Source organism: Rhodococcus sp. JS3073, assembly GCF_026810085.1.
Taxonomy (GTDB): domain Bacteria; phylum Actinomycetota; class Actinomycetes; order Mycobacteriales; family Mycobacteriaceae; genus Rhodococcus_F; species Rhodococcus_F wratislaviensis.
Map to the genome: position 1 here is coordinate 606,909 of NZ_CP113951.1, position 25,688 is coordinate 632,596.

24 protein-coding genes are annotated in these 25,688 nt (G+C 68.5%); 10 read left to right on the plus strand and 14 right to left on the minus strand.

Annotated features, from left to right (window positions below; genetic code table 11):
• Positions 1–4: 4 nt before the first annotated feature.
• Positions 5–469, minus strand: coding sequence for a transcriptional regulator NrdR (gene nrdR, locus OYT95_RS02880; protein ID WP_268792337.1), 465 nt, complete (start codon positions 467–469; stop codon positions 5–7).
• Positions 470–649: 180 nt separating this feature from the next.
• Positions 650–1,165 carry a LysM peptidoglycan-binding domain-containing protein gene (locus tag OYT95_RS02885; RefSeq protein WP_268790821.1) on the minus strand — a complete coding sequence of 172 codons (516 nt, stop codon included), beginning with the start codon at positions 1,163–1,165 and terminating at the stop codon, positions 650–652.
• A 276-nt stretch (positions 1,166–1,441) separates the two neighbouring features.
• Here OYT95_RS02885 and lexA point away from each other — a divergent pair, with 276 nt between their 5' ends.
• Positions 1,442–2,173: a transcriptional repressor LexA gene (gene lexA, locus OYT95_RS02890; protein WP_037232466.1), complete on the plus strand. Its 732-nt coding sequence runs from the start codon at positions 1,442–1,444 to the stop codon at positions 2,171–2,173.
• Between the two features lie 88 nt (positions 2,174–2,261).
• On the opposite strand, the gene OYT95_RS02895 is transcribed toward lexA, so the two are convergent.
• From OYT95_RS02895 to ptsP, 3 genes are all read right to left on the minus strand, one after another.
• Entirely contained in the window at positions 2,262–3,404 is a 1,143-nt protein-coding gene (locus OYT95_RS02895; RefSeq protein WP_112299188.1) for an acyl-CoA dehydrogenase family protein, read from the minus strand.
• 111 nt (positions 3,405–3,515) lie between these two features.
• A complete protein-coding gene (locus tag OYT95_RS02900) occupies positions 3,516–4,844 on the minus strand; it encodes a uracil-xanthine permease family protein (protein ID WP_052033204.1) in 1,329 nt (442 codons plus the stop codon).
• 70 nt (positions 4,845–4,914) lie between these two features.
• Positions 4,915–6,585 (minus strand): phosphoenolpyruvate--protein phosphotransferase, encoded by a 1,671-nt coding sequence (gene ptsP, locus OYT95_RS02905; RefSeq protein ID WP_268790822.1) that lies wholly within the window; start codon positions 6,583–6,585, stop codon positions 4,915–4,917.
• A 197-nt stretch (positions 6,586–6,782) separates the two neighbouring features.
• On the opposite strand from ptsP, the gene OYT95_RS02910 reads away from it, so the two are divergent.
• From OYT95_RS02910 to OYT95_RS02925, 4 genes are read left to right on the plus strand one after another with little or no spacing between them, the layout of a single operon-like run.
• The gene (locus tag OYT95_RS02910; protein ID WP_268792338.1) at positions 6,783–7,550 is read left to right on the plus strand and encodes a DeoR/GlpR family DNA-binding transcription regulator; all 768 of its coding nucleotides are present in this window, start codon (positions 6,783–6,785) and stop codon (positions 7,548–7,550) included.
• Positions 7,547–8,527: a 1-phosphofructokinase gene (pfkB, locus tag OYT95_RS02915; protein ID WP_268790824.1), complete on the plus strand. Its 981-nt coding sequence runs from the start codon at positions 7,547–7,549 to the stop codon at positions 8,525–8,527. The genes OYT95_RS02910 and pfkB overlap by 4 nt, the downstream gene beginning before the upstream one ends.
• A gap of 16 nt (positions 8,528–8,543) precedes the next feature.
• Positions 8,544–10,634 carry a PTS fructose transporter subunit IIABC gene (locus OYT95_RS02920; protein ID WP_268790825.1) on the plus strand — a complete coding sequence of 697 codons (2,091 nt, stop codon included), beginning with the start codon at positions 8,544–8,546 and terminating at the stop codon, positions 10,632–10,634.
• 57 nt (positions 10,635–10,691) lie between these two features.
• Entirely contained in the window at positions 10,692–10,949 is a 258-nt protein-coding gene (locus OYT95_RS02925; protein ID WP_005261132.1) for an HPr family phosphocarrier protein, read from the plus strand.
• A gap of 14 nt (positions 10,950–10,963) precedes the next feature.
• Here the strand turns inward: OYT95_RS02925 and OYT95_RS02930 are convergent, their stop codons facing one another.
• From OYT95_RS02930 to OYT95_RS02960, 7 genes are all read right to left on the minus strand, one after another.
• Positions 10,964–12,286 carry an alpha/beta hydrolase gene (locus OYT95_RS02930; protein ID WP_268790826.1) on the minus strand — a complete coding sequence of 441 codons (1,323 nt, stop codon included), beginning with the start codon at positions 12,284–12,286 and terminating at the stop codon, positions 10,964–10,966.
• 69 nt (positions 12,287–12,355) lie between these two features.
• Positions 12,356–13,471: a hypothetical protein gene (locus OYT95_RS02935; RefSeq protein WP_268790827.1), complete on the minus strand. Its 1,116-nt coding sequence runs from the start codon at positions 13,469–13,471 to the stop codon at positions 12,356–12,358.
• Positions 13,464–14,918 carry a GTPase HflX gene (gene hflX, locus OYT95_RS02940; RefSeq protein WP_037232486.1) on the minus strand — a complete coding sequence of 485 codons (1,455 nt, stop codon included), beginning with the start codon at positions 14,916–14,918 and terminating at the stop codon, positions 13,464–13,466. Before hflX ends, OYT95_RS02935 begins: the two co-directional genes overlap by 8 nt.
• 58 nt (positions 14,919–14,976) lie before the next feature.
• A complete protein-coding gene (gene dapF, locus OYT95_RS02945) occupies positions 14,977–15,846 on the minus strand; it encodes a diaminopimelate epimerase (protein WP_037232677.1) in 870 nt (289 codons plus the stop codon).
• A gap of 10 nt (positions 15,847–15,856) precedes the next feature.
• Positions 15,857–16,732, minus strand: a complete 876-nt coding sequence (locus OYT95_RS02950; RefSeq protein WP_268790828.1) for a TrmH family RNA methyltransferase — start codon at positions 16,730–16,732, stop codon at positions 15,857–15,859.
• On the minus strand, positions 16,729–17,658 hold the full coding sequence (gene miaA / locus OYT95_RS02955; RefSeq protein ID WP_268790829.1) for a tRNA (adenosine(37)-N6)-dimethylallyltransferase MiaA: 930 nt from the start codon (positions 17,656–17,658) through the stop codon (positions 16,729–16,731). Before miaA ends, OYT95_RS02950 begins: the two co-directional genes overlap by 4 nt.
• The gene (locus OYT95_RS02960; RefSeq protein ID WP_037232501.1) at positions 17,655–18,371 is read right to left on the minus strand and encodes a class III extradiol dioxygenase subunit B-like domain-containing protein; all 717 of its coding nucleotides are present in this window, start codon (positions 18,369–18,371) and stop codon (positions 17,655–17,657) included. Before OYT95_RS02960 ends, miaA begins: the two co-directional genes overlap by 4 nt.
• Before the next feature lie 203 nt (positions 18,372–18,574).
• On the opposite strand from OYT95_RS02960, the gene OYT95_RS02965 reads away from it, so the two are divergent.
• Positions 18,575–19,960 carry a DUF349 domain-containing protein gene (locus tag OYT95_RS02965; RefSeq protein WP_037232503.1) on the plus strand — a complete coding sequence of 462 codons (1,386 nt, stop codon included), beginning with the start codon at positions 18,575–18,577 and terminating at the stop codon, positions 19,958–19,960.
• 6 nt (positions 19,961–19,966) lie between these two features.
• Here the strand turns inward: OYT95_RS02965 and OYT95_RS02970 are convergent, their stop codons facing one another.
• Together OYT95_RS02970 and miaB are read right to left on the minus strand one after the other, a co-directional pair.
• Positions 19,967–20,587: an Rv2732c family membrane protein gene (locus tag OYT95_RS02970; protein ID WP_037232506.1), complete on the minus strand. Its 621-nt coding sequence runs from the start codon at positions 20,585–20,587 to the stop codon at positions 19,967–19,969.
• A complete protein-coding gene (gene miaB, locus OYT95_RS02975) occupies positions 20,584–22,101 on the minus strand; it encodes a tRNA (N6-isopentenyl adenosine(37)-C2)-methylthiotransferase MiaB (RefSeq protein WP_037232509.1) in 1,518 nt (505 codons plus the stop codon). Before miaB ends, OYT95_RS02970 begins: the two co-directional genes overlap by 4 nt.
• A gap of 210 nt (positions 22,102–22,311) precedes the next feature.
• Between miaB and OYT95_RS02980 the strand changes: the two genes are divergently transcribed.
• The 4 genes from OYT95_RS02980 (at position 22,312) to OYT95_RS02995 (ending at position 25,617) form a co-directional block, all read left to right on the plus strand.
• Complete coding sequence (locus OYT95_RS02980; RefSeq protein WP_025432387.1) at positions 22,312–23,040, plus strand: amino acid ABC transporter ATP-binding protein; 729 nt, start codon at positions 22,312–22,314, stop codon at positions 23,038–23,040.
• A 75-nt stretch (positions 23,041–23,115) separates the two neighbouring features.
• Positions 23,116–23,949, plus strand: coding sequence for a glutamate ABC transporter substrate-binding protein (locus OYT95_RS02985; RefSeq protein ID WP_037232512.1), 834 nt, complete (start codon positions 23,116–23,118; stop codon positions 23,947–23,949).
• Positions 23,950–24,040: 91 nt separating this feature from the next.
• Positions 24,041–24,721, plus strand: coding sequence for an amino acid ABC transporter permease (locus tag OYT95_RS02990; RefSeq protein WP_005261143.1), 681 nt, complete (start codon positions 24,041–24,043; stop codon positions 24,719–24,721).
• Positions 24,718–25,617, plus strand: a complete 900-nt coding sequence (locus tag OYT95_RS02995) for an amino acid ABC transporter permease (RefSeq protein WP_128638888.1) — start codon at positions 24,718–24,720, stop codon at positions 25,615–25,617. The genes OYT95_RS02990 and OYT95_RS02995 overlap by 4 nt, the downstream gene beginning before the upstream one ends.
• The last annotated feature ends 71 nt before the right edge of the window (positions 25,618–25,688 follow it).

Below are 25,688 nucleotides of genomic sequence, written 5' to 3' on the forward strand. Positions count from 1 at the left end.
CGGCTCAGGCGTCGTCGCGGGATTCGCGGTGTTCGCGTAGCTCTTTGATCTCGCGGGCGAAGTCCTCGGCAGAGCTGAACGACCGGTACACGGACGCGAAGCGCAGGTACGCCACCTCGTCGAGATCACGGAGCGGACCGAGAATCGCGAGGCCCACCTCGTTGCTCGGGATCTCCGCGGAGCCCGACGCCCGGACCGCGTCCTCGACCTGCTGGGCAAGAAGATTCAATGCGTCGTTGTCTACCTGCCGGCCCTGGCAGGCGCGGCGAACACCCCGCACCACCTTCTCCCGGCTGAACGGTTCGGTGACACCACTGCGCTTGACCACCGACATTACGGCGGTCTCGACGGTGGTGAATCGGCGACCACACTCAGGGCACGAACGGCGGCGGCGGATGGCCTGTCCTTCGTCGGCTTCTCGCGAATCGACCACACGTGAATCGGGGTGCCGGCAGAACGGGCAGTGCATGGCGATTCCTTCGTCGTAGCCGTCGTGGCCGCAACTGTTCGCCTCCCCCGATGGCGAACCGACGAAAACGGATTCACGCAGCGGATGCACGATCTCGACGCGACCACACGAAGTGGTGGGACTGACAGCATCCGAGACTACTCGGCCGCGTGATGGGACGGTCATGCAGAGCCACCCCCGTCACCGGGTAGTGGACGACGGGACGATCAGACTCTGGCCCGGGTGGAGCGCCGAATTGGACATGGCGTTCAGCTCCATGATCCGCTCGACCACCTGTGCCACCGGCAAATCCGGGGAGATCCGCGCCGCGAGCGCGGCCAGGCTCTCACCCTGCTGCACCTGCACGACCTCCGTGGCCGCCGAGTTGCTCACACCGTCAGTCGTGGCCAGCTGAGCCACCCCGACGAGCCCGCACAACACACCCGCGGTGATCACGACACTCGCGAGCACCATCCGCCAGCCGACCTCGTTCGCCCCGCGCACGTGATCGGCGCGGGAGACACCGGTGTGGGTGGGCCGGTACGCGACGGCACCGGACGACGGGCGCCGCAGCTCGCCGTCGGTGCGCCTGCGGCGAGGCTCGGTCCGGTACGACCGCGCGGCCCCGGAACGGACGGCACCCCGTTCGAGTGCCTGCCGGTTCAGCACTGCCTGTTGGTTCAGCACTGCCTGCCGATGGAGAACTGCGTTGCTCATCGGTACCTCCGCTGCTCGTGTCCGTTGTCAGATCCGTTGTCGTATCCGCTACCGACCCGGTCGGTGTCCGATCCCGCCGGGCGTTCGATCACGCGTTCGAAAGAACACATGTTCGATTTCTACCACGGCACTCCGACAAAGTCTCTACTTCTCGCGACACGTGTCGAACAGATGTTTGAAACTCCGAGGAAAGCGGGATAGATTCGTGTCACGCGGCACAGCAGTCACATGCGACCCATACCGAGAAGATCCACATACAGACGGAGGCACCTCGCCATGAAGGACGACAGCTCGACCGACGGTTCGACTCCACGTGTGAGCGGTGGCTCCGCCGCCGGGTTGACCGACCGGCAGCGCCGTGTCCTCGAGGTGATTCGCACGTCCGTGAACGAGCGCGGTTATCCGCCGAGCATCCGCGAGATCGGCGACGCCGTGGGGCTCACCTCGACGTCCTCGGTCGCTCATCAGCTGCGCACGCTGGAGCGGAAGGGCTTCCTCCGCCGGGATCCCAATCGTCCGCGCGCCGTGGACGTGCGCGGTCTCGACGAGGTGGCGGCGGGAGCGGCGGCGAACGCGAGCGCCGCCGTCGGATTGGCTGCGGTCAAGTCCGGTGCCGACGGCGCACCCCTGCCGGAACCCACGTTCGTCCCGGTACTCGGCCGGATCGCCGCCGGTGGCCCGATCCTCGCCGAGGAAGCCGTCGAGGACATCTTCCCGCTCCCCCGTGAACTGGTGGGCCAGGGCTCGCTGTTCCTGCTGAAGGTCGTCGGCGAATCGATGATCGATGCCGCGATCTGTGATGGCGACTGGGTGGTGGTCCGCCAGCAGAACGTGGCGGAGAACGGAGACATCGTGGCAGCGATGATCGACGGCGAAGCCACCGTCAAGACGTTCAAGCGCACCGACAGCGAGGTGTGGCTGATGCCGCACAATCCCCTGTTCGATCCGATCCCCGGCAACGACGCAGTCATTCTGGGCAAGGTCGTCACGGTCATGCGCAAGATCTAGTCACTGCCGCTGGTAGACACGAGGAGGCCCCACGGCGATTGCCGTGGGGCCTCCTCGCATCCACCCCGGATACGCAGGTCGTGCCTCGTCAGAGATTGAGGCCGCGACCGATGATTTCCTTCATGATCTCGGTCGTACCGCCGTAGATGGTCTGGACACGAGAATCCATGTACGCCTTGGCGATCGGGTACTCCTTCATGTATCCGTAGCCGCCGTGCAGCTGCAGGCACCGGTCGATGAGCCGCACCTGCGCCTCGGTGGTCCACCACTTGGCCATCGCCGCTTCCTGCACCGACAGCTTCTCGTCGTTGAGCAGTTCGATGAACTTGTCGACGAGGACTCGGACCGCCGTTGCCTCGGTGGCGAGTTCGGCAAGCACGAAGCGTGTGTTCTGGAAGCTGCCGATCGACTTGCCGAAGGCCTTCCGGTCGCGGCAGTACTGGATCGTCATGTCCAGCGCCGATTCCATTGCGGCGGCGGCCACCACGGCGATCGACAGCCGCTCCTGGGGAAGGTTCTTCATCAGGTAGAGGAAGCCCATCCCCTCCTCGCCGAGAAGGTTGGCGGCGGGAACGCGTACGTCGGTGAAGCTGAGTTCCGCCGTGTCCTGCGCCTTCATCCCGATCTTGTCGAGGTTGCGGCCGCGCTCGAAGCCCGGCATGTCCCGTTCGACGACCAGGAGGCTGAATCCCTGCGCTCCCTTGTCGGGGTCGGTACACGCGACGACGATCACGAGATCGGCGTTGATGCCGTTGGTGATGAAGGTCTTGGAACCGTTGAGGACCCAGTCGTCGCCGTCGCGCACGGCGCGCGTCTTGATGCCCTGCAAGTCGCTGCCGGTCCCCGGTTCGGTCATCGCGATGGCCGTGATCAGCTCACCCGACGCGAAGCCGGGCAGCCAGCGCTGTTTCTGCTCCTCGTTGCTCAGTTCGAGCAGATACGGCGCGACGACGTCGTTGTGCAGAGTGAAGCCGATGCCGCTGTATCCCCCGCGGGTGGTCTCCTCGGTGACGATTGCGTTGTACCGGAAGTCGCGCACGCCGCCGCCGCCGAATTCCTCCGGCACGGCCATGCCGAGGAATCCCTGCTTGCCGGCCTCGACCCACAGGCTGCGGTCGACGATGTTCTGCTCTTCCCACTTGGCGTGGTTCGGCTCGGCGTGCTGTGCGAGAAACTTGCGGTACGACTCCCGGAACAGTTGGTGCTCCGGTTCGAACAGGGTGCGCTCCACGCCGACTCCTCGTATCAACTATCTGGGTACGTCTCGTTCGACGGTAGAGGCGAGGAACTACGTGGTGAATGACCCAGGTGATCGGGATTCGTGACCCATCCGGTCACCGTGTCAGGACTTGCGGAACCGCGCGAGCGAGCGCATCACCGGGTAGGCGACGAGGATGCCGACCGAACCCCACGCGATGCCACCGAGTTCCACCGATCCGATCGTCAGCGTCAGGTCGCCGATGCCGGCGACGAGCGCTGCGGCGACCACGGTGAGGTTCACGGGGTCGGTGAAATCCACCTCGGCATCCATCCAGATGCGCACACCGAGGACGCCGATCAGCCCGTACAGCACGAGGGTGGCGCCGCCGATGACACCGTTCGGCACGGTGAACACGAGGGCTCCGAACTTCGGTGAGAACGCGAGGACCACGGCGGTGGCCGCCGCGACCCAGTAGGCGGCGGTGGAGTAGACCCGCGTCGCGGCCATGACTCCGATGTTCTCGGCGTACGTGGTGGTTCCGGACCCACCACCGAATCCCGCGAGGGTCGTGGCCAGTCCGTCCGCGACGAGCGCATCGCCGGCGACGTCGTCGAGCGACCGACCCGTCATGGCCGACACCGCCTTGACGTGGCCGACGTTCTCGGCGATCAGGACGATGACCACCGGCAGGGTCAGTGCGATCACGGACCATTCGAACGTCGGTCCCCGCAGTTCGGGCACGCCGAACCAGGCCGCTTCCCGCAGCGCCGTCACCCGCTCCTCGGCGAGCCCACCGATCACGGCGGCGAACACCCAGCCGACGGCGACCCCGACCAGAATGCCGAGGCGGCCCAGCAATCCCGGACCGAGCACTGTCACGAGCAGGATCGCCAGCAGCGTCACCCCGGCGATCAGCGGCTGCGATTCGAACGAATCCACCGCGGTGGGTGCGAGATTGAGTCCGATCAGCGCGACCACGGCGCCGGTGACGACGGGCGGCATGACGGCGTCGATGACCCGCGATCCAGCCAGCTTCACGGCGATACCCACCACGAGCAGCAACAGACCCGCCGCGGCGACACCGCCGAGTTGCGCGGCGGGTCCCGAACTCTGCGACGCCGTCAGCGGCGCGATGAACGCGAACGACGACCCGAGATAGCTGGGAATACGGCCGCGGGTGATGAGCAGGAACAGGGCCGTCCCGATACCAGAGAACAGCAGTGTCGTCGTGACCGGGAACCCGGTGATGGTCGGCACCAGGAGGGTGGCGCCGAACATCGCAATGACGTGCTGCATCCCGATTCCGACCGTGCGCGGCCACGTGAGGCGCTCGCCGGGAGCGACCACCTCACCCTCACTGATCCGCCTGCCGTCACCGTGCAGCGTCCACCCGAACGCCCTCGTGGGGGCGGACTGACCGGCAGAGCCGCCGGCGGGACCGTCGGGGGCGTCGGTTTCTCTTTTCGTCACAGTTCGCCAATAGTAGGCACGATCTGGGAGTTTCGCGCCGTCGGGACCGGATCCCCCGCGAAACCCGGGACTACGCCCCCAGCACCCGGACCGCCGCGGCCCGCGCCTCCGCGGGATCGCTCGTGGCGAGCACGTCCTCGGCGGCACGACGGCAGTCGTCCAGCGAGACCGACCCCACCTTCGCCCCCACACCGGACACGGCGGCACCCGCGCAGGACAGCGACGTGACCCCGAGTCCGATCAGCACGCAGGCGAGTAGCGGGTCGGCGGCCGCCTCGCCGCAGACGCCGACGGGCTTCCCTGCTGCGATTCCCGCCTCGGCCGTGCGGGCGACGAGCGCGAGGACCGCAGGTTGCCAGGGGTCGGTGAGCGACGCCAGATCGGAGGACATCCGGTCGGCGGCCATCGTGTACTGCGCGAGGTCGTTCGTGCCGATGGACAGGAAGTCGACGAGCCGCAGAAGACGGTCGGCCAGAAGCGCGGCGGCCGGTACCTCGACCATCACACCGGGCACGAGCCCGCGGGCGCGGACCTCCGCAGCGAAGGATTCTGCCTCGGCGGGAGTCGAGATCATCGGTGCCATCACCCACGGCTGCGACTGCGTCTGCTTCGCCGCGGCGGCGACCGCGTCGAGTTGCCTGCTGAGGATGCCCGGGTTCTGTTCCGCGATCCGGATTCCGCGGACGCCGAGCGCCGGGTTCGCCTCTTCGGCATGGTTGGCGAAGCGCAGCGGCTTGTCCGATCCCGCGTCGAGCGTCCGGATCACCACTTTCCGGCCGGCGAACGCGTCGAGCACCTCGCCGTAGATCTCGGCCTGCTCGTCGACGCCGGGCTCGGAATCGCGGTCCAGGAAGCACAACTCGGTGCGGAACAGTCCTACGCCCTCGGCGGCGGTCGTGGCGGCCGACCGCGCACCGGCCCCGTCCTGGACGTTCGCCAGAATCGAGACGGCGTGTCCGTCGCTCGTGCGACCGGGACCTTCCCACGACTGGATGCGGATCCGTTCGGCGCGGCCGTGTTCCACGGCGGCGCGGGCCTCGACGGGATCCGGTTCCACCACGAGTTCGCCCGCCGAGCCGTCGAGGAGGACGGGGGTGCCCGAGACGACGGATTCGAGGTCGCGCACCGCGACGACGCACGGGATTCCCAGCTGGCGCGAGATGATCGCGGTGTGGCTCGTCGGGCCGCCGAGGACGGTCACGAGTCCGACGATCAGCTCGGGATCGAGACCGGCGGTGTCCGCGGGTGCGAGGTCCTGGGCGCACAGGATCGACGGTGTCGCGGGCACGGGGATGCCGGGTTCGGGCAGGCCGAGGAGTTCGGACACGACACGGTCCCGGATGTCGCGCAGGTCGGTCACGCGTTCGGCCATCAACCCGCCCATCTTGGTGAACAGGGTCGCGAACTGCTCGGTGGCCTCCGCCGCCGATTCCTCGGCCGGGGTTCCACCGGCGATCAGCTTCTGCGCGGCACCGAGCCAGCCGCGGTCGGCCGCCATCGCCGCGTTCGCCTGCAGCACCTCTGCCGCGGCGCCGGAGACGCTCGCCGCTCGGTCGCGGAGTCGCTGCGACACCACGGCGGCCGCTTCCTCGAAGCGGACCTTCTCCGCGTCGCGCGACGCCTCGTCGATGCGGGCCGATCCGGGTGCGACCTCCGGCCGCGGAGCCGGCCAGATCACCGGCGCGTAGGCAATGCCCGGTACCACCGGCGTACCTCGCACGATTTCACGGTCTTCGGTCATCGGGTCCTCCTGGCCGGCTCGTTCTGTCTTCGCACAGTCGGAAATGCGAATCGACTATGTGACGGAGATTACTCTCAACTCTTGACATGTCAACACACTCGGGCGTAAAACAACATGACACAACATTTCGTGTGATGCAGACCATAACGGATCACGTCACCGAACACTTCATCGACGAGAACAGGAACGGGGTCACGGTGTATCCGGAAGAACGCCAGCAAGCGGTCACCACGCTGATCTCGCAGCGGGGTCGTATGTCGGTGGCGGACCTCTCCGACACGTTCGGCGTCACCACCGAAACCGTGCGGCGTGACCTGGCGCTGCTCGAGCGTCTCGGCCACGTCCGCCGCGTGCACGGCGGCGCGGTCCCTGCGGGTTCCCTCACCGTCACCGAGCCCGGCATGACGGAACGCGATCACACCCGCGCCGAGCAGAAGGACCGGATCGCCAAGCGCGCCGCCGTCTACCTGCCGCCGTCCGGAGGCAGCGTGCTGTTCGACGCGGGAACCACGACGGGGCGCATCATCCCGGAACTCCCGTCCGATCTGGACCTCACCGTGATCACCAACTCCGTCCCGATCGCAGCCCGTCTCGCGGGACTCAATTCGGTGACGCTCCACATGCTGGGCGGCCGGGTGCGCGGCATCACGCAGGCCGCCGTCGGCGAGGAGGCGCTGCGCATCCTCGACGTCCTCCGCGTCGACGTCGCGTTCATCGGCACCAACGCGCTCAGCGTCGGCCACGGCCTGTCCACACCGGACACCGAGGAGGCCGCCGTCAAGCGCGCGATGGTCCGGTGCGCCAACCACGTCGTCGTGGTCGCCGACTCGTCGAAGGTCGGCCGGGAGCACCTCGTGAGCTTCGCCCCCATCCACAGCGTCGACATCCTCGTCACCGACGCCGACATCAGTTCCGCAGACCGAGCCCACTTCCACGACCAGGGAATCGAGGTGGTGATCGCATGATCGTCACGCTGACCGCCAATCCGAGCATCGACCGCACCGTCAACCTGGTGGGGCGCCTCGAACGCGGAGCCGTCCTTCGCGCGGCCGCCACCCACAGCGACCCCGGAGGCAAGGGCGTCAACGTCGCCCGCGCGCTCACCTCGGCCGGTGTCGCCGCTGTCGCGGTGCTCCCGGGCAACGAGGGCGACCCCCTGCTCACCGCACTCTCCGAGCACGGGATCGAGCACGTGACCGTGGCGACGTCCGGTCCGGCGCGCACCAACATCACCATCACCGAACCCGACGGCACCACCACCAAGGTCAACGAACCCGGTGTCGTCATGTCGGCCGAGTCCCTCGCCGATCTGCAATCGGAGATCATCGAACGCGGGTCCCGGGCCGAGTGGGTGGTGCTGTCCGGTTCCCTTCCCCCGGGCATTCCCACCGACTGGTACGCCACGCTCGTCGAGGCACTCCGCTCCGCGTCGTGCAGGGTCGCCGTCGACACCTCGGACGCCCCGCTGCTCGCGCTCGCGGAACGGTTCCCCGCGGCCGCCCCCGACCTCGTGAAACCGAACAGCGAGGAACTCGCGCAGCTCACCGGCGCCGACGGGCAGTTGCTCGAGGAGTCCGCGCTGCGCGGGGACCCGACGGCCACCGCCCATGCCGGCAGGCAACTCGTGGACCGCGGTGTCGAAGCCGTCCTCGCCACGCTCGGCGCCGCGGGTGCGGTTCTCGTGACGGAGGCCGGCGCCTGGTGGGCCACGCCACCACCGATCGTCGCCCGCAGCACCGTCGGCGCCGGCGACTCGTCGCTGGCGGGCTACCTGGCAGCGCACATGTCCGGTGCCACGCCCGCGGACTGCCTCCGATCCGCCGTCGCGTACGGCAGCGCGGCGGCAGCCCTTCCCGGCACTACCCTGCCGACCCCCGACCACGTCGACATCGACGCCGTCACTGTCACCGCCCTCAGCTCCCCCGCCCCCGATCCGGCCTGAACCAGAAGGAAACACCATGTCTCACTCGACACCCGACCGCGATTCGGGGCCGCAGATCATCAGCGAAGATCTGATCTCCCTGGACACCGACCTCGGAGCCTCCAAGGAGGACGTGATCTCCGCGCTCTCCCGGCGTCTGGCCGACGCCGGTCGCGCCACCGAGGCGGACGGCCTCCGTGACGCCGCACTGGCGCGTGAATCACAATCGGCGACAGGACTTCCCGGTGGGATCGCGATCCCTCACTGCCGTTCCGAAGCCGTTGTGGCGGCGTCCCTCGGATTCGCGCGGCTCGACCCGAAGGTCGATTTCGGCGCCCCCGACGGACCCGCAGATCTGGTGTTCCTCATCGCCGCACCCGAAGGTGCCGGCGCGGAACACATGAAGCTGCTGTCCTCGCTCGCGCGGGCCCTGGTGCGCCCCGCCTTCGTCGGGGCCCTGCGTGACGCGAAGACCCCCGCCGAGATCGTCACCCTGGTGAACGACGTCCTGGCACCCGCACCGGCACCCGCCGCCGCGGCGGCCGCTGCAGCACCCCCGGCGGCGGCCGCGGCCCCGGCTCCGGCTGAGGCTCCCGAACCGGTCGCCCCGGAAAAGGAACCCGAGCCCGAAGAGGGACCGAAGCACATCGTCGCGGTCACCGCCTGCCCGACCGGCATCGCCCACACGTACATGGCCGCCGACTCCCTCGTCGCCGCAGGCGAACGCGCAGGCGTCGTCGTCCACGTGGAGACGCAGGGTTCGAGCGGAAGCACACCGCTGGCACCGGGAGTGATCGCGGGCGCGTCCGCCGTCATCTTCGCCACCGATGTCGGGGTGAAGGGCAAGGAACGCTTCGCAGGCAAGCCGGTGGTGGCGTCCGGCGTCAAACGCGCCATCAACGAGCCCGACACCATGATCACCGAGGCACTGCGCGCGGGCATGAACCCGTCCGCGGCGACCGTGGACGGCACCAGCGCGGCCGGCGCCCCCGACGAGCCGGCAGGATCGGTCGGCTGGGGCACCCACCTGCGCCAGGTGCTGCTCACCGGTGTCAGTTACATGATCCCGTTCGTCGCCGCCGGCGGTCTGCTGATCGCCCTCGGCTTCCTGCTCGGCGGGTACGAGATCTCCGGTCCCGCGGAGGACATCGTCCTCAGCAACTCCCTCGGCCAACTCCCCGAGGGTGGCCTGGCGACGTACCTGGGCGCGGTGCTGTTCCAACTGGGTTCGCTGGCGTTCAGCTTCCTCGTACCCGCTCTGGCCGGTTACATCGCCTTCGCCATCGCCGACCGGCCCGGTCTGGCGCCGGGCTTCACCGCGGGCGCCGTTGCTGTCTTCGTCGGCGCCGGATTCATCGGAGGCCTCGTCGGCGGTCTGATCGCCGGCGTGGTCGCGCTGTGGATCAGCCGGATCCCGGTTCCCCAGTGGTTGCGCGGCCTGATGCCGGTGGTGATCATCCCGCTGTTCGCGACTCTGATCGTCGGCGCACTCATGTTCCTGGTCCTGGGCCGTCCGCTCGCCTCGATCACGTCGGGCCTGACGAACTGGCTCAACGGTCTGTCCGGCAGCTCCGTCATCTTCCTCGGCATCATCCTCGGTCTGATGATGTGCTTCGACCTCGGTGGCCCGGTGAACAAGGCAGCGTACGCGTTCGCGGTGGCCGGCCTCAACGTCAACGATCCCGCCTCGCTGCGCATCATGGCGGCCGTGATGGCCGCGGGCATGGTTCCGCCGCTGGCGATGGCTCTCGCGTCGACCGTCCTGCGTCCCAGCCTGTTCAGCGAGGCGGAACGCGAGAACGGCAAGGCGGCCTGGCTCCTCGGCTCGGCATTCATCTCCGAAGGTGCCATACCGTTCGCCGCCGCCGACCCGCTGCGCGTCATTCCCTCGATGATGGCCGGCGGCGCCGTCACCGGTGCCCTGATCATGGCGTTCGACGTCACCCTCAGCGCACCGCACGGCGGAATCTTCGTCTTCTTCGCCATCGGCAACCTGCTGTGGTTCCTGGTGGCGCTGGCCGCCGGTGTCGTCGTCGCTGCACTCTGCGTCGTCGGCGCCAAAGAATTCATCAAGCCCGGCGCGTCCGACGCCGAACTCGACCCCGACGTTGCGACAGTCGCAGCGTAAGAGAAACAGATCGACCCGCTCGTCCCGCATCAACCCCACCGACAGAGGAGAGAGTCCATGCCCAGCACCACAGTCGCCGTCGGTTCGTCCATCGGCCTGCACGCCCGTCCCGCCGCCGTCATCGCCGAAGCGGTTGCCGCCGCGGGTGTGCCCGTCACCCTCGCCGTGGCGGACGGCGAACCCGTGGACGCCGGTTCCGCACTGCTCATCATGACGCTCGGCGCCACCAAGGGCACCGACGTCACGGTCACCAGCGACGACGCCGACGCCGTCGAGAAGGTGGCTCAGCTGGTGGCGGCCGACCTCGACGCCTGACCGCTATCCGGTCGTCAGCTGGTGAGACCCAGCCGGCGGCCGGTCCAGTCCATCTCCCGTTCGAGCGCCGCACCCCAGGTGGCGCCCTCGTGGCCACCGGGGAGCTCGTAGTACCGCACGTTCAGACCGGCCGCCCGCGCGGCAGCGAACATCCGCTGCTGCTGCGGGCGGTATTCGTCGTCCGCGGCCCCGGCGACGAACACCCCGGTCAATTCCGGGAACTGCCGTGTCCTCATCACATCGACCGGGTTGACCGCCGCGAACGCATGCTCGTCGCCTGCGAACGTCGCCGCGACCGTCCCCGCGTGATCGCCCAGCGAGGGCTCGTCCTGACCGAGGAAGTCGAGAAACGTCGGGTAGATCCGCGGATAGTTCACGGCCAGCTGGATCGAACAGGTTCCCCCGTAGGAGAATCCGCCGATCGCCCACTGCGCCGGATCGTGCGACACCTGCAGTGACTTCTCGATCCACGCGGGGACGTCGTGGGCCACGTAGGTGGCGGCGTTGCCCAGCGCCGAATCGAGGCACAGCGGATTCGCGTCCTGCGACCCCAGTGCGTCGACCACCACGACGACCGGCGCGAGGCCGTCGTGCCGCGCCGCATACGCATCCACCGTGGACCCCAGTCGTCCGCTGCTGAACCAGTCCTGGGGGCGCCCCGGCTGTCCCGCGATCATCACCATGACGGGGAGCACCGCCCGGGGTGACGTCAGGTACGCCGGCGGCAGATACAGCACGGCCGGGCGGGCCGGGAATCCGGATTCGGTGCCCGGGATCTGCACCTCCGTCACCACACCGGAGCCGGGTGTGCGCACCGGGCGGGTCCACACCGAGTCCATCGGGGTCCCGGATTGCACGGCGCTTTCGAACCCGGGGACGTCACCGAACGACACCGGCTCGACGACCGTCGGCGGGCGGTGTCCCACCAGCGACCCGACGGTCGGATACACGCCGACCTCTGCATTGACCTGCCCCGCCGCCGCGGCCGCCACGACTACGCCCGCCACACCGATCACCCCGGCGCGCCGGGCTCCGGGCCTCCGGAACAGGAGCGACGCGACGAGTACGAGGGTGCCGACCGCGAGCCAGATCCACGCGTATCCCGTCGGCGGTAACTGATTGGGAAGCGGCCGGTACGCCGCCCACACGGCACCCCCGACCGCTGCGGTCACGGGCACCGCGACGGCGGCGGCGCGGAGGATGAGCGGCCGGGCGGCACGCGACAGCGCGAGGATCACGACGATGCCCGCCACCACGGCGACGGTCGATGTCGCCCGGGCGCGACGGTGCCCCAGCGATAGATGGGCAATATGCGACAACAACTCGTGGGCCTGCACACCGCCCAGTATTCACACGATGTCGCGCACCGAAAGAATCAGGCTCACAACATTTCTCGCAAAACAGACCTATCGGGCACGGCGGCGGACCAGGAAGCCCGCGCCGACCACGAGCACGACCGCGCCGCCGGCGATGCCGATTCCCCACAGCGTTCCCGGCGACTGCGCCGACGCCTCGTCCCCGACGGTCTGCGCGCGGGCCTGCTCCTGCACCCTCGACACCGCCCCGGGCAGCATCTGAATCGGCGGAACGGGCCCCTCCCGCGCCTCGGAGGCGATCAACAGGTCGCCGTTCTCGGTGAACGCGATCGACTCCCCCTGCGGCTGCTGCGGCACGTGCGCGCGCACCACAGGCCCCGCGGCGAACGCCGCGGCCAGGTCGCCGTCCGGTGCCGAGAACAGGAACACGTCGGAGTAGCTGCGGACGGCGGCCACGGTTCCGTCGCCGGAGACGGCGCCGCCCGTGAACATCGTCGAATGCAGTGCCGGGGCCGTGGTGCCGCTCCCGGTGGTGGCGTCGTCGGCGCCGTTCGTCTCCGCGACGTCCAGCGTGCCCACCTTCTCGAGCGGGGTCGGCCCGGGGCTCGCGAGGTCACCCACAGCGGCACCCCCCGCAGGCCGGTACACGTTGCCTGCCCCGAACACTTCCTTCGTGACGATCAGCGGGGTGCCGTCGCGCTGGACGAGAACGGTCTCGGCGTCGTGCGGGCCGTCCGGATACGTCAGCCGATGCAGTTCTCCCGCGCCCGTGTCGCGGTCCATCGCGATCAGCGCCACCGTATCGCGTCGGCGTCCGTTGTCCCCGGTGTCGGCGAGCCACAGCCGGCCGTCGGGACCGGACGCCAAGTCCTCGACGTCGTACGGATCGACCGGCAGCGGAAGCCACCGCTGCACGGCGCAGTTCCCGTCCATCACCGCGACCGCACGATCGGACCCGCTGTCACCGACCGCGTAGAGCAGTCCCCCCGCCGATGCGAGCCCCGACAGCTCTTCGAGGGAGGCCTCGTCCGGGGTGCCGACCGCCGAATCGTCGGGAGTGCAGAGCGGACCGAACTCCGACGCGTCGACGGCGGTCTGATCGCGGAAGAACGGCTCGGCAGATCCGACCCCCGCCACGGCGAGCGGTGTGCACGCAGCGAAGACTCCGACCGCGACACGGGCCGACCACCGTGAGCGGTCAGGCACTGCCGCTGTACTGAACCAGTGCCGACGCCAGCGCTTCGGGCACCCGCGCATGAACACGCGTGCCGTCCTCCTCGTGGGAGGAATCGAGGATCTGACCGTCCGAGTGGATCCGGGCCATCAGATCTCCCCTGTTGTACGGGAGGAGCACGCTGACCTCGATCTCCGGGCGGATCAGTACGTCGCTGAGATGCGCTCGCAACTCGGCGATGCCTTCCCCGGTCCGGGCGGAGACGAACGCCGCACCGGGCAGCAGGCCGCGCAACTGGGTCAGCGTGACCGGGTCGGCCGCGTCGATCTTGTTCACCACGATGAGCTCCGGCGGCGCCGCGGCGTCGTTCTCGCGGATCACCTCGGTGATCACCTCGTGGACTGCCCTGATCTGATCCGTGGGCAGCGGGTCGGAGCCGTCGACGACGTGGAGCAGCAGATCCGCGTCCGTGACTTCCTCGAGCGTCGAGCGGAACGCCTCGATCAGCTGGGTCGGCAGGTGACGCACGAACCCGACGGTGTCGGTGAGGACGTACTCGCGTCCGTCATCCAGCGCCGCCCGCCGAGTGGTGGGATCGAGGGTGGCGAACAGGGCGTTCTGCACCAGCACCCCGGACCCGGTCAGCGCGTTGAGCAGGCTCGACTTGCCGGCGTTGGTGTAGCCGACGATCGCGATGGACGGCGTCTCGCTGCGCAGACGCCTGGTGCGTTTGGTGTCGCGGGCGGCCTTCATGCCCTTGATCTCACGCCGCAGCTTCGCCATCCGCTCACGGATTCGCCGGCGGTCCGTCTCGATCTTGGTCTCACCGGGACCACGCAGACCCACACCGCCGTTGCTGCCGGCGCGACCACCCGCCTGCCGGGACATCGATTCACCCCAGCCACGCAGTCGCGGCAGCATGTATTCCATCTGGGCCAGCGCCACCTGCGCCTTACCCTCCCTGGACGTCGCATGCTGAGCGAAGATGTCGAGGATGAGGGCCGTCCGGTCGATGACCTTGACCTTGACGACCTTCTCCAGCGCAGTCAGCTGCGCGGGAGTGAGCTCACCGTCGCAGATGACGGTGTCGGCGCCGGTCGAGAGGACGACCTCACGGAGTTCCTCGGCTTTACCGGAACCGATGTAGGTGGCCGCGTCGGGTTTGTCCCGCCGCTGGACGAGGCCCTCGAGGACCTCGGACCCGGCGGTCTCGGCCAGAGCCGCGAGCTCGGCCATGCTGGATTCGGCCTGCGCCGCGGTTCCCTGCGTCCAGACACCGACGAGCACCACGCGTTCGAGGCGCAGCTGCCGGTATTCGACCTCGGTGACGTCTGTGAGCTCGGTGGAGAGCCCGGCAACTCGGCGCAGCGCGCTGCGGTCCTCGAGTTGCATCTCGCCGACCGAAGGGCGCCCGTCGTCGTAGGCGAACTCAGTGGAGTCGGAGATCGGCGATTCTTCTGTGCGATGTGTTTTCGTCATACACCCTCATGATCCCACGGAATGTCGCGGGCGTGCACGTGCATTTCGCGCAGGGCGATCAGCCGAGGCCGTTCCACCAGCCGTCGTCGAGGTTCCCGGACGCCACCAGGACGGACGGTCCGCGCAACGTCGCGCGGCCGTCGGACACCGCAACAGTGACCTGACCACCGGGAATACGGACATTCACCTCACCGGAGTCGGCCCCGTCGAAGCGCAGCGCGGCGGTGGCCGCGGCCACCGTGCCGGTGCCGCACGACCGGGTTTCGCCCACCCCGCGCTCGTGCACCCGCATGTCCACGGCGCCGGATTCGATGCGGGTGAGGATCTCCACGTTGACACCGTGCGGGAAGAAGCCGGGATCGAACCCGGGTGCGGCCGTCAGGTCGAGGGCCGACAGGGACGCCGCCGTGAGGTGCGCATCGACACATGCCAGGTGCGGGTTGCCGACGTCGATGCCGATCCCGTTGAACACCTTGCCGTCGATGGTCGCGGCGCTGGTTCCCAGATCCCGCACCACCCCCATGTCGACGGTGACCTCGCCGAAGGCGCCGTCCGCCGAGTGCACGATCACCGGTTTGCCGCCGGCCCGGCTGCCGACGACGAACTCGTCGCGCGTCTCGAGCCCCGCCGCCCGGAGGTAGTGGGCGAAGACGCGGACGCCGTTGCCGCACATCTCCGCGATCGAGCCGTCGGCGTTGCGGTAATCCATGAACCAGTCGTCCTCGGACGTGCCGTCGGGGAGTTCGGCGAGCACACCGGCGCCGGCCAGCGCACCGGCCTTCGCGACGCGCAGGATTCCGTCGGCGCCGAGCCCGCGCCTGCGATCGCACAGCGCCGCCACCCGCGGGGCCGACAGGTCGATGCGGACGTCGGGATCCGGGAGGACCACGAAGTCGTTCTCGGTGCCGTGTCCCTTGCTGAAATCCATGCGCACCACTCTAACCAACGGTCGAGCGGGTGCGGGTTCGTCGACGCTGCCGGGCGATTTCGTACAGGGCGACGGCGCCGGCGGAGGGGGCGCCGAGGGAACTCGCGGCGCCTCCGATCGGAATGTTGACCACCGTGTCGCAGGCGTCGCGCCACGCAGCGCTCATCCCGCGGGTCTCGTTGCCGATCACGAGCACCGTGCCGCCGCCGAAGTCGTGGGCGTCGATGGTCACGGAGCCGGTCTCGTCGGTGCCGACGATGTGCAGGTCGGTTCCGGACGCACGCCGGGCGTCGCGGAAGGCGAGGATCTCGTCGACGGACGAGACCGTGACGACGGGCATCGCGAAGAGGGATCCGGTGGAGGCGCGGACGCTCCGGGGGTCGAACGGGTCGGCGCCGTGGCCGACCACGACGACCGCGTCGGCGCCGAACGCGTTGGCGGAACGCACGAGGGTGCCCAGGTTTCCGGGTGAGGCGGGCCGATCGAACACGACGATCAGGGGAACGGACTGCAGTCGCAGGTCCTTCAGTCGCGGGGCGCGTGTCTTCGCGACGGCGATCAGTTCCGGCGCGGTGGTGGCCTTCTCACCCAGTTCGGCCATCAGTTCGGCACTGACCCCGATCTGTTCGACGGACCGGGTCTCGAGCAGTTCCCGCGCCCAGTCGGACAGCGGCGGGCCGTCGATGCGGTGCAGCAGCGATTCGATCGGCCAGTCGTGTTCCAGCGCCAGGTTGAGGGGACGGACACCCTGAATCAGAAAGCGTCCCGCTTTCGTTCGTTTGGCGCGGTTGGTGAGGTACGACTGCCACTGCTGGAAGCGGGCGTTGCGGGCGGTCACCAGCAGGGACGGGGCCGGACGGTTGCGTCCGGATGGTGCGCGGCTCATCGTTCTCCCAGTGTTCGGGTCTCGCCGAGGGTGCGGATCGTGGTGTCCGCGAGGTCGGGGTCGCTTCCGTCGACCCAGTGGATGCGGGTGTCGCGGCGGAACCACGACCGTTGCCTGCGCACGTAGCGCCGGGTGCCGATGAATGTCCGTTCCTGCGCCTCGTCGAGGTCGTATTCGCCGTCGAGCCAGGCGAGGACCTGTGCGTAGCCGATGGCCCGGGGAGCGGTGACGCCTTCGCGCAGTCCCACGTCGATCAGTCCGCGCACCTCGTCGACGAGTCCCCGTTCGAACATCAGCCGGGTGCGGAGCCGGATCCGGTCGTCGAGTTCGGCGGTATCGCGGTCGACGCCGACGATGTGTGTGCCCCAGCGCGGTTCGCCGATGCGAGGGGCCGACGCCGCGAACGGCTTTCCGGTGATCTCCACGACTTCGAGGGCACGGACCAGGCGCCTGCCGTCGGTGGGGAGGATCGACGCCGCGGCGTCGGGGTCCACCCGGCACAGTTCGGCGTGGACGGCGGCGACGCCCTTCTCGGCGAGGACCGCTTCCCAGCGCGCCCGCACCGACGCATCGGTGGCGGGGAAGCTCCACTCGTCGAGCAGCGACTGCACGTACATCATCGATCCGCCGACGATGACCGGCACGGCGCCGCGTGCGGTGATCGCCTCCACATCGCGGACCGCCGCCTGCTGATAGTTCGCGACGGTCGCCGTCTCCGTCACGTCGAGCACGTCGAGCTGGTGGTGCGGTATTCCACGGCGGTCCGCCGGGGCGAGTTTGGCGGTGCCGATGTCCATACCCCGGTACAGCTGCATCGCGTCGATGTTGACGATCTCGCCGCCGAGACGCTCGGCCAGGTCCAGTGCGAGATCCGACTTTCCGGTCGCGGTCGGTCCGACAACGGCGATCGGCACGGGTGACGTCACGGTCGCCACTCCCCCACGTGGTAGCCGACTCCGTACGGTGCCGCGCTGTACAGCGTCCGGCAGGAAGCGGGCGGCGCGTCGAACACGCCTGCGAGCACCTGCCACGGGACGCGCCCGCCGATGCCGAGGGAATCGCACACCGTGGGTTCGAGGGCCAGCAGCGCGTCGCGGTCGCCGGTGTCGAGCGCCGCGTCGATCCCGGCCTGCACGCCTTCCGCACGCGGGTCGAACGCGCCCGGCGCCTTCGCCGTGAGCGTGTTCGCGCCGTCCGCGACGATCACCAGCCCGCGCGGCTCGGGGTCCCGGTCGAGAAGCCTACGCAGTTCCGCGCCGTACTCGGCGCACTGTTCCGGAGACAGGTCGGCGGGGAGGATCCGCGCGTCGACGACGGCATCCGGCGCGCACGTCCCACGGATCCACCCGGCCGTCAGCGCCGCGAGCGGCAGGTCCGGGTCGGGATCGGCTGCCGGACCGGGCCGCAGAGTGACCCGCACGTCGACGCCGTAGCCGCGATAGGTGCCCTGGGCGTCGGGTCGTACGTCCACCGCGGCGGGTGCCGCTCCGACCGCGACCCACTCGGTGGCGAGCGCGGACAACGCCTTCGCCGCCGTCTGCACCGCGTCCCGCAACGGCGCCGTCTCCGTAGCGGCCGCCCCGGTCAGTTCGGGTACCAGTAGCGGTGGGGACGGCACGAGGATTGCGGCGGTGAACACACAGTCACGCTAGTCGACCGTCCGCGCGGACCCGGCATCCGATTCGGACGCTGCCGTCAATCGGTACCAACGCGGACCGTCCGACCTGATTCAATAGTCCACAGGGCCCGTACCGGGTTGAATGGAGCCAGCACCCGTCCCGGGTCGTATGGAGCCAGTATTGCGTTCAGGCAGCCGTGACGCGCGGCAGAGATGAGGAACCGATGACCGACAGCAGCGACGCGAAGCCCGCCGTGGAGCCTGCCGCTCAGCAGCACGACACACCGACGTCCAGCGTCCCGAAGCCCGGTGCCGCCGCGAAACCGGGTGCACCCAAGCCCCACCCCACCCCGACACACGCCCTCTCCGCCCCCGCCGTCGCCGCCCCCGCCCACAGTGACCCGAGCAAGTTCGGCCGCGTGGACGACGACGGCACCGCCTGGGTGAAGACCGCGGACGGCGAACGGCAGATCGGGTCGTGGCAGGCCGGAGACGCGGCGGAAGGTCTGGCGCACTTCGGTCGGCGCTTCGACGATCTGGCAACGGAAGTGGCACTCCTCGAGGCCCGGCTCAGTTCCGGTGCGGGCGACGCGAAGAAGACCAAGGCGGCTGCGCTCGCGCTCGCCGAATCCCTCCCGACCGCCGCGGTGATCGGTGACATCGATTCACTCGCGGCGCGGCTCGACGTCATCATCGCCGGATCCGACGAGGCAGCGGCCCACGCCAAGCACGAGAAGGAACTGTCGCGGCAGGCTCACACCGAACGCAAGGAAGCGCTGGCCGCGGAGGCGGAACAGATCGGTGCCGAATCCACGCAGTGGAAGGCCGCCGGCGACCGGTTGCGCGAGATTCTGGACGAGTGGAAGACGATCCGCGGTATCGACCGGAAGGTCGACGACGCCCTGTGGAAGCGCTACTCGAAGGCGCGGGAGGCGTTCAACCGGCGTCGCGGCGCCCATTTCGCCGAACTCGACCGCGAGCGCGCCGCCGCGAAGACCAAGAAGGAAGAGCTCGTCGAACGGGCCGAGGCTCTGTCCGACTCCACCGACTGGGGTCCCACGGCCGGGGCTTTCCGCGATCTGCTCGCCGAGTGGAAGGCCGCGGGCCGCGCACCCCGAGAAGCGGACGACAACCTGTGGAAGCGGTTCAAGGGCGCTCAGGACGTGTTCTTCGCCGCCCGCAACGCCGCGTCCTCCGAACGCGACGCCGAGTTCGAGGAGAACGCGGTCGCCAAGGAAGAGCTGCTGAAGAACGCCGGCCACATCGATCCGGCCAAGGACATCGACGCGGCGAGGGCCGCGCTGCGCGACCTGCAGGAGAAGTGGGACGCCATCGGCAAGGTGCCCCGCGAGCGGATGCACGACCTCGAGGGCAAGCTGCGGGCAATCGAGAAGCGTGTCCGCGATGCCGCCGACGAGGAATGGCGCCGCACCGACCCGGAGGCCCTCGCCCGGGCCGCGCAGTTCCGAGAACGGGTCACTCAGTTCGAGGAGCAGGCCGCCAAGGCGACCGCCGCGGGCAAGACGAAGGACGCCGAGAGCGCCCTCGCGCAGGCCCAGCAGTGGCGCGAATGGGCCGAGGCGGCCGAGGGCGCCGTCAGCGGCCCGTAGGCACGATCAGCCGACGTTCCAGTCGCCGCGTCGCTCCGCTTCGGCGGCAGCGGCGCGGCGTTCTTCTTCTGCGGCCAACTGTAGGGCGGTCCGGCTCCAGACCACCTTCAACCAGTGGAACGTGAGCACGATGACGGTGAGCCAGCCGATGATCAGACCGATCCCCGGTCCGGCCGCCTCGACCCCGGGCGCCGGTGTCTGCCGCGACCAGATGGCGAGCATGCCGAACACGATGGACACGGCGGTTCCGGCGAGGGCCACCCAGGCGAGCGCCCAGCGGCGGGTGACGAGCGCCAGCATCGACACGACGACCCCGAACACCACCTCGAACCACACGAACAGCCGCGACGGCAGCGCGATCGTCTCCGCGCGGGCGTCGTCCCCGTACACCAGCACCTCCCAGCCGTTGGCGATGCCGGAGTGCGGCAACGTCAGTGAGCCGAGGAGCACGACCACCGCAACCGCGACGACGAGCGCACGCGCGCCGGGATCGATCTCGCCGGCCACCTTCTTCTCGGCGGCGTCGAAGTCCTTCAGGTAACTCTCGATCGGCTCGTTCCCGGCACTCGAACCGCTGTCGCCAGTGTGGTTTCCGTCGTGCCGCTTGTCGTCGAACGGGGAGGTCATGCGTTGCATCCCATCTGGGCGGGTAGTGGTGCGGGCGCACCGATCTGCGGAAGTCCGAGTCCCACACCGATCGGCGGGGTCTTCGGGGTCACGCCCTTCTCGAAGGAGTCGCCCGCACGGGTGCGGCGGTGGGTCAGGACCGGGGTGTCGGCAACGAGATGGTGGGGGGCGGCGGCACTGACGACGACGGTGACGACGTCGCCGGGCCGGACGTTCCCGTCGAGGTTGCCCTCGGGCCGGAAGTGGACGAGCCGGCCGTCGCGGGCGCGCCCGCTCATCCGGGCGGTCTCCGCGTTCTTGCGACCCTCCCCGGCGGCGACGAGCAGTTCCACCTCGGCGCCGACGAGCTTCTGGTTCTCCTCGAGGGTGATCTGTTCCTGCAACGCGATGAGACGTTCGTACCGTTCCTGGACGACCGCCTTGGGCAGCTGCTCGTCCATCTCCGCTGCCGGGGTGCCGGGCCGCTTGGAGTACTGGAAGGTGTAGGCGCTGGTGAAGCGCGCCTGCCGGACGACATCGAGCGTGTCCTGGAAATCTTCCTCGGTCTCACCCGGGAAGCCCACGATGATGTCGGTGGTGATCGCCGCGTGCGGCATCGCGGTGCGGACCTTGTCGATGATCCCCAGGAATCGCGACTTCCGGTAGGAGCGGCGCATCGCCTTCAGCACCCGGTCCGAGCCGGACTGCAGCGGCATGTGCAGCTGGGGACACACGTTGGGGGTCTCGGCCATCGCCTCGATGACATCGTCGGTGAATTCGGCCGGGTGCGGAGACGTGAAGCGCACCCGCTCGAGCCCGTCGATCTCTCCGCACGCGCGCAGCAGCGCGGCGAACGCGCCGCGGTCGCGGGGCTGGTCCGGATCCGCGAAGGACACGCCGTACGCGTTGACGTTCTGCCCGAGCAGGGTGACCTCGACGACGCCCTCGTTCACCAGGGCCTGCACCTCGGCCAGGATGTCGCCGGGGCGCCGGTCGACCTCCTTGCCGCGCAGCGCGGGCACGATGCAGAACGTGCAGGTGTTGTTGCATCCCACCGAGATGGACACCCAGCCCGCGTACGCCGACTCCCGCTTGGCGGGCAGCGTCGACGGGAACGCCTCCAGTGCGTCGAGGATCTCGACCTCGGCCCGCTGGTTGTGGCGGGCCCGGTCCAGCAACGCGGGGAGTGAACCGATGTTGTGGGTGCCGAACACGACGTCCACCCACGGCGCCTTCTTCACGACGACGTCGCGGTCCTTCTGCGCCAGGCACCCGCCGACCGCGATCTGCATGTCGGGGTTCTGTTCCTTCGCAGGCGCGAGGTGGCTCAGGTTGCCGTACAACTTGTTGTCGGCGTTCTCCCGCACCGCGCAGGTGTTGAAGACGACGAGGTCGGGTGCCTGCCCCGCGGCCGCCTTCGTGTAGCCGGCGTCCTCGAGGAGCCCCGACAGCCGCTCGGAGTCGTGCACGTTCATCTGGCAGCCGTACGTGCGCACCTCGTAGCTGCGGTGAGGGGTCTGGTCGATCGTGTCCACGTATGCCAGGGTACGGCCCGCGCCAAATCGCCTCGTCGCGGCCGGTGTGCGCCCGGACACACGCCCGAAGCCGGACAGTAAAGTTTCCGTGACATCCCGAGGATTCTCGGAGCAAATGGCAGGTGCTCCCGCTCCGAACACATAGGGTCATCGACTATGACGCAAGCCGACGACGCGACGCCGACACCCTCCACGGGCGCGGCCCCGTCCATGATCTCGATGAAATCGGTGAACAAACACTTCGGCGCCCTCCACGTCCTCCAGGAGATCGACCTCGAAGTCCCCCGCGGACAGGTCGTGATCGTCCTCGGACCGTCCGGCTCGGGTAAGTCGACGCTGTGCCGCACCATCAACCGCCTCGAGCCCATCGACTCCGGTGAGATCGCGGTGGACGGCAAGGTTCTCCCAGCCGAGGGCAAGGCCCTCGCGGCGCTGCGCGCCGACGTGGGCATGGTGTTCCAGTCGTTCAACCTGTTCGCCCACAAGACGATCCTCGAGAACGTGATGCTCGCACCGGTCAAGGTGCGGAAGAAGAGCAGCGCCGACGCGAAGGCGAAGGCCTATGAGCTTCTCGAGCGGGTCGGCATCGCCAATCAGGCGGACAAGTACCCGGCGCAGTTGTCGGGCGGTCAGCAGCAGCGAGTCGCAATCGCACGCGCACTCGCCATGAACCCCAAGGTCATGCTGTTCGACGAGCCGACGTCCGCACTCGACCCGGAAATGGTCAACGAGGTCCTGGACGTCATGACCTCGCTCGCCAAGGAAGGCATGACCATGCTCGTGGTGACACACGAGATGGGCTTCGCCCGCAAGGTCGGCCACCGTGTCCTATTCATGGCCGACGGCCAGATCGTCGAGGACGCCGAGCCCACCACGTTCTTCACCGCTCCCAAATCCGAGCGCGCGAAGGACTTTCTCGGCAAGATTCTCAGCCACTGACCCGAAGGAGCCGGTGCTCCTTCGGTCGACCGTGCTCCACACGCAACACCCGTCATTTTCAATTGGAGGAACTCGATGAGAATCAATCGCTCGATTCGCGTGGGAATCGGCGTCATGGCGCTCGCCGTCGTCGCATCTGCTTGTGGCGGAGGTGAAGAGAAGAGCGCCTCCCAGAGCGCGTCGGAGGGCAAGCTCACCGTCGGAATCAAGTACGACCAGCCCGGCCTCGGATTGCGCAACCCGGACGGTTCCTTCAGCGGCTTCGACGTCGAGGTGGCCGAGTACGTGGCCGGCAAGCTGGGTGTCGCGCCCGAGAACATCGAGTTCAAGGAGTCCCCGTCGGCTCAGCGCGAGACGTTGATCCAGAACGGTGAGGTCGACTACATCGTCGCGACCTACTCGATCACCGACGCCCGCAAGGAGAAGGTCGACTTCGCCGGGCCGTACTTCATCGCCGGACAGTCGCTCCTGGTGAAGTCCGACAACACCGACATCACCGGCCCCGATTCGCTCAACGGCGGCAAGAAGCTGTGCTCCGTCACCGGGTCCACTCCGGCGCAGAAGGTCAAGGACACGTACGCGCAGGACGTGCAGCTGCAGGAGTTCGACACGTACTCGGCCTGCGTCGAGGCGCTGCGCAACGGTGCGGTGGACGCCGTCACCACCGACGACATCATCCTCGCCGGTTACGCGGCGCAGTACCCCGGCGAGCTGAAGGTGGTCGGCGAGCCGTTCACCGAAGAGCGCTACGGCATCGGCCTGGCCAAGGGCGACGACGAGACCCGCGCCAAGATCAACGACGCCATCGACGCCATGATCGCGGACGGCTCGTGGGAGCGCGCGTTCAACGAGACCGTCGGTGCGTCGGGCTACCCGATCCCCGCCCCGCCGACCGTCGATCGGTACTGAGCAACTCACTCATCCGGGTCGGACGACTTCCATTCGTGGAGTCGTCCGGCCCGGTTCGACACCAACCACCGGTGACCTGGGGAGACGGTAAGTGGACCTACTGAGCAAATACAGCGATCAGCTGATCGACGCATTCTGGACGACGGTGCAACTCACCGCGTTCTCGGCTGTCGGTGCTCTGATACTCGGCACCATCCTCGCGGCGATGCGGGTGTCACCTATCCCGGTCGCGCGTGGCGTCGGCACGGCGTACGTGACGATCTTCCGCAACACTCCCCTGACGCTCATCATCATCTTCTGCTCCTTCGGGCTCTTCCAGACGATGGGCGTCAAGCTTGCCCCCGAGCAGTCGCCGACGTTCTTCGAGGAGAACAACTTCCGGCTCGCCGTGCTCGGCCTCAGCGTCTACACCGCGGCGTTCGTCTGCGAGTCGCTGCGGTCCGGCATCAACACCGTGCACGTCGGACAGGCGGAGGCGGGCCGGTCACTCGGCCTCACGTTCTCCCAGAATCTGCGGTTGATCGTGCTGCCGCAGGCATTCCGCGCGGTCACCGCCCCACTCGGCAGTGTGTTGATCGCCCTGACCAAGAACACGACGATCGCCTCGGTGATCGGTGTGGCGGAGGCGTCGCTGCTGATGAAGGAAATGATCGAGAACGAGGCCGCCATCTTCGTCGTCGGTGGCATCTTCGCGCTCGGCTTCGTGATCCTGACCCTGCCGATGGGGCTTCTCTTCGGATACCTGAGCAAGCGATTCGAGGTTGCACGATGAGCAATTCCGCCACCGTCCTCTACGACGCACCGGGCCCTAAGGCGAAGAACATCTACCGCCTGATCTCGGTCGTGGTCGCAGTCGTCCTACTGGGAATCGGCTACCTCGTCTACGCCGCGCTCGACGACAAGGGTCAGCTGACGGCCGCGAAGTGGGATCCGTTCCTCGAATCGACGTCGTGGACGACGTATCTGATCCCCGGCATCCGCGGCACCCTCGTGGCGGCCGCCGTATCGATCCTGTTCGCGCTGATCCTCGGCGCGATCCTCGGCATCGGACGCCTGTCGAACCACCGGCCGGTGCGATGGGTGGCCGGCGGGATCGTCGAACTGTTCCGCGCCATCCCGGTGCTGATCCTGATGATCTTCTCGTACCAGCTGTTCGCCGAGTACGAGGTCTTCAAGTCGAAATACCTTGCGCTCGCCGCGGTCATCGTCGGCCTCACGCTGTACAACGGCTCGGTGATCGCCGAAATCGTCAGGGCAGGCATCAACTCGCTCCCCAAGGGACAGAGCGAGGCCGCCATGGCACTGGGTATGCGCAAGGGTCAGGTCATGCGGAGCATCCTGCTTCCGCAGGCCGTCACGGCGATGCTGCCCGCGATCATCTCGCAGATGGTGGTGGCCCTGAAGGACTCCGCGCTCGGTTACCTCATCGGCTACGTCGAAGTGGTGCGGTCCGGCCAGCAGCTCGGTGCGTTCTACGGCAACTACCTGCCCGCCCTGATCGTGGTGGCGATCATCATGATCATCCTCAACTACACGCTCACCGTGGTGGCGACCAAGGTGGAGAAGCGACTACGGGCCAGCCGGAAGGGCGGAGGCCCCGGAGGGGCCGTTCCCGAGCTTCCGGCGGTTTCGGTTCCGGGTATGGACATCACCGACAAGCGGTTGTGACATGACGCGGGTGTGACATGACACTGCGGTCGGATGGGAACTCTGTTCCGCCCGACCGCAGTGTGGTCGTC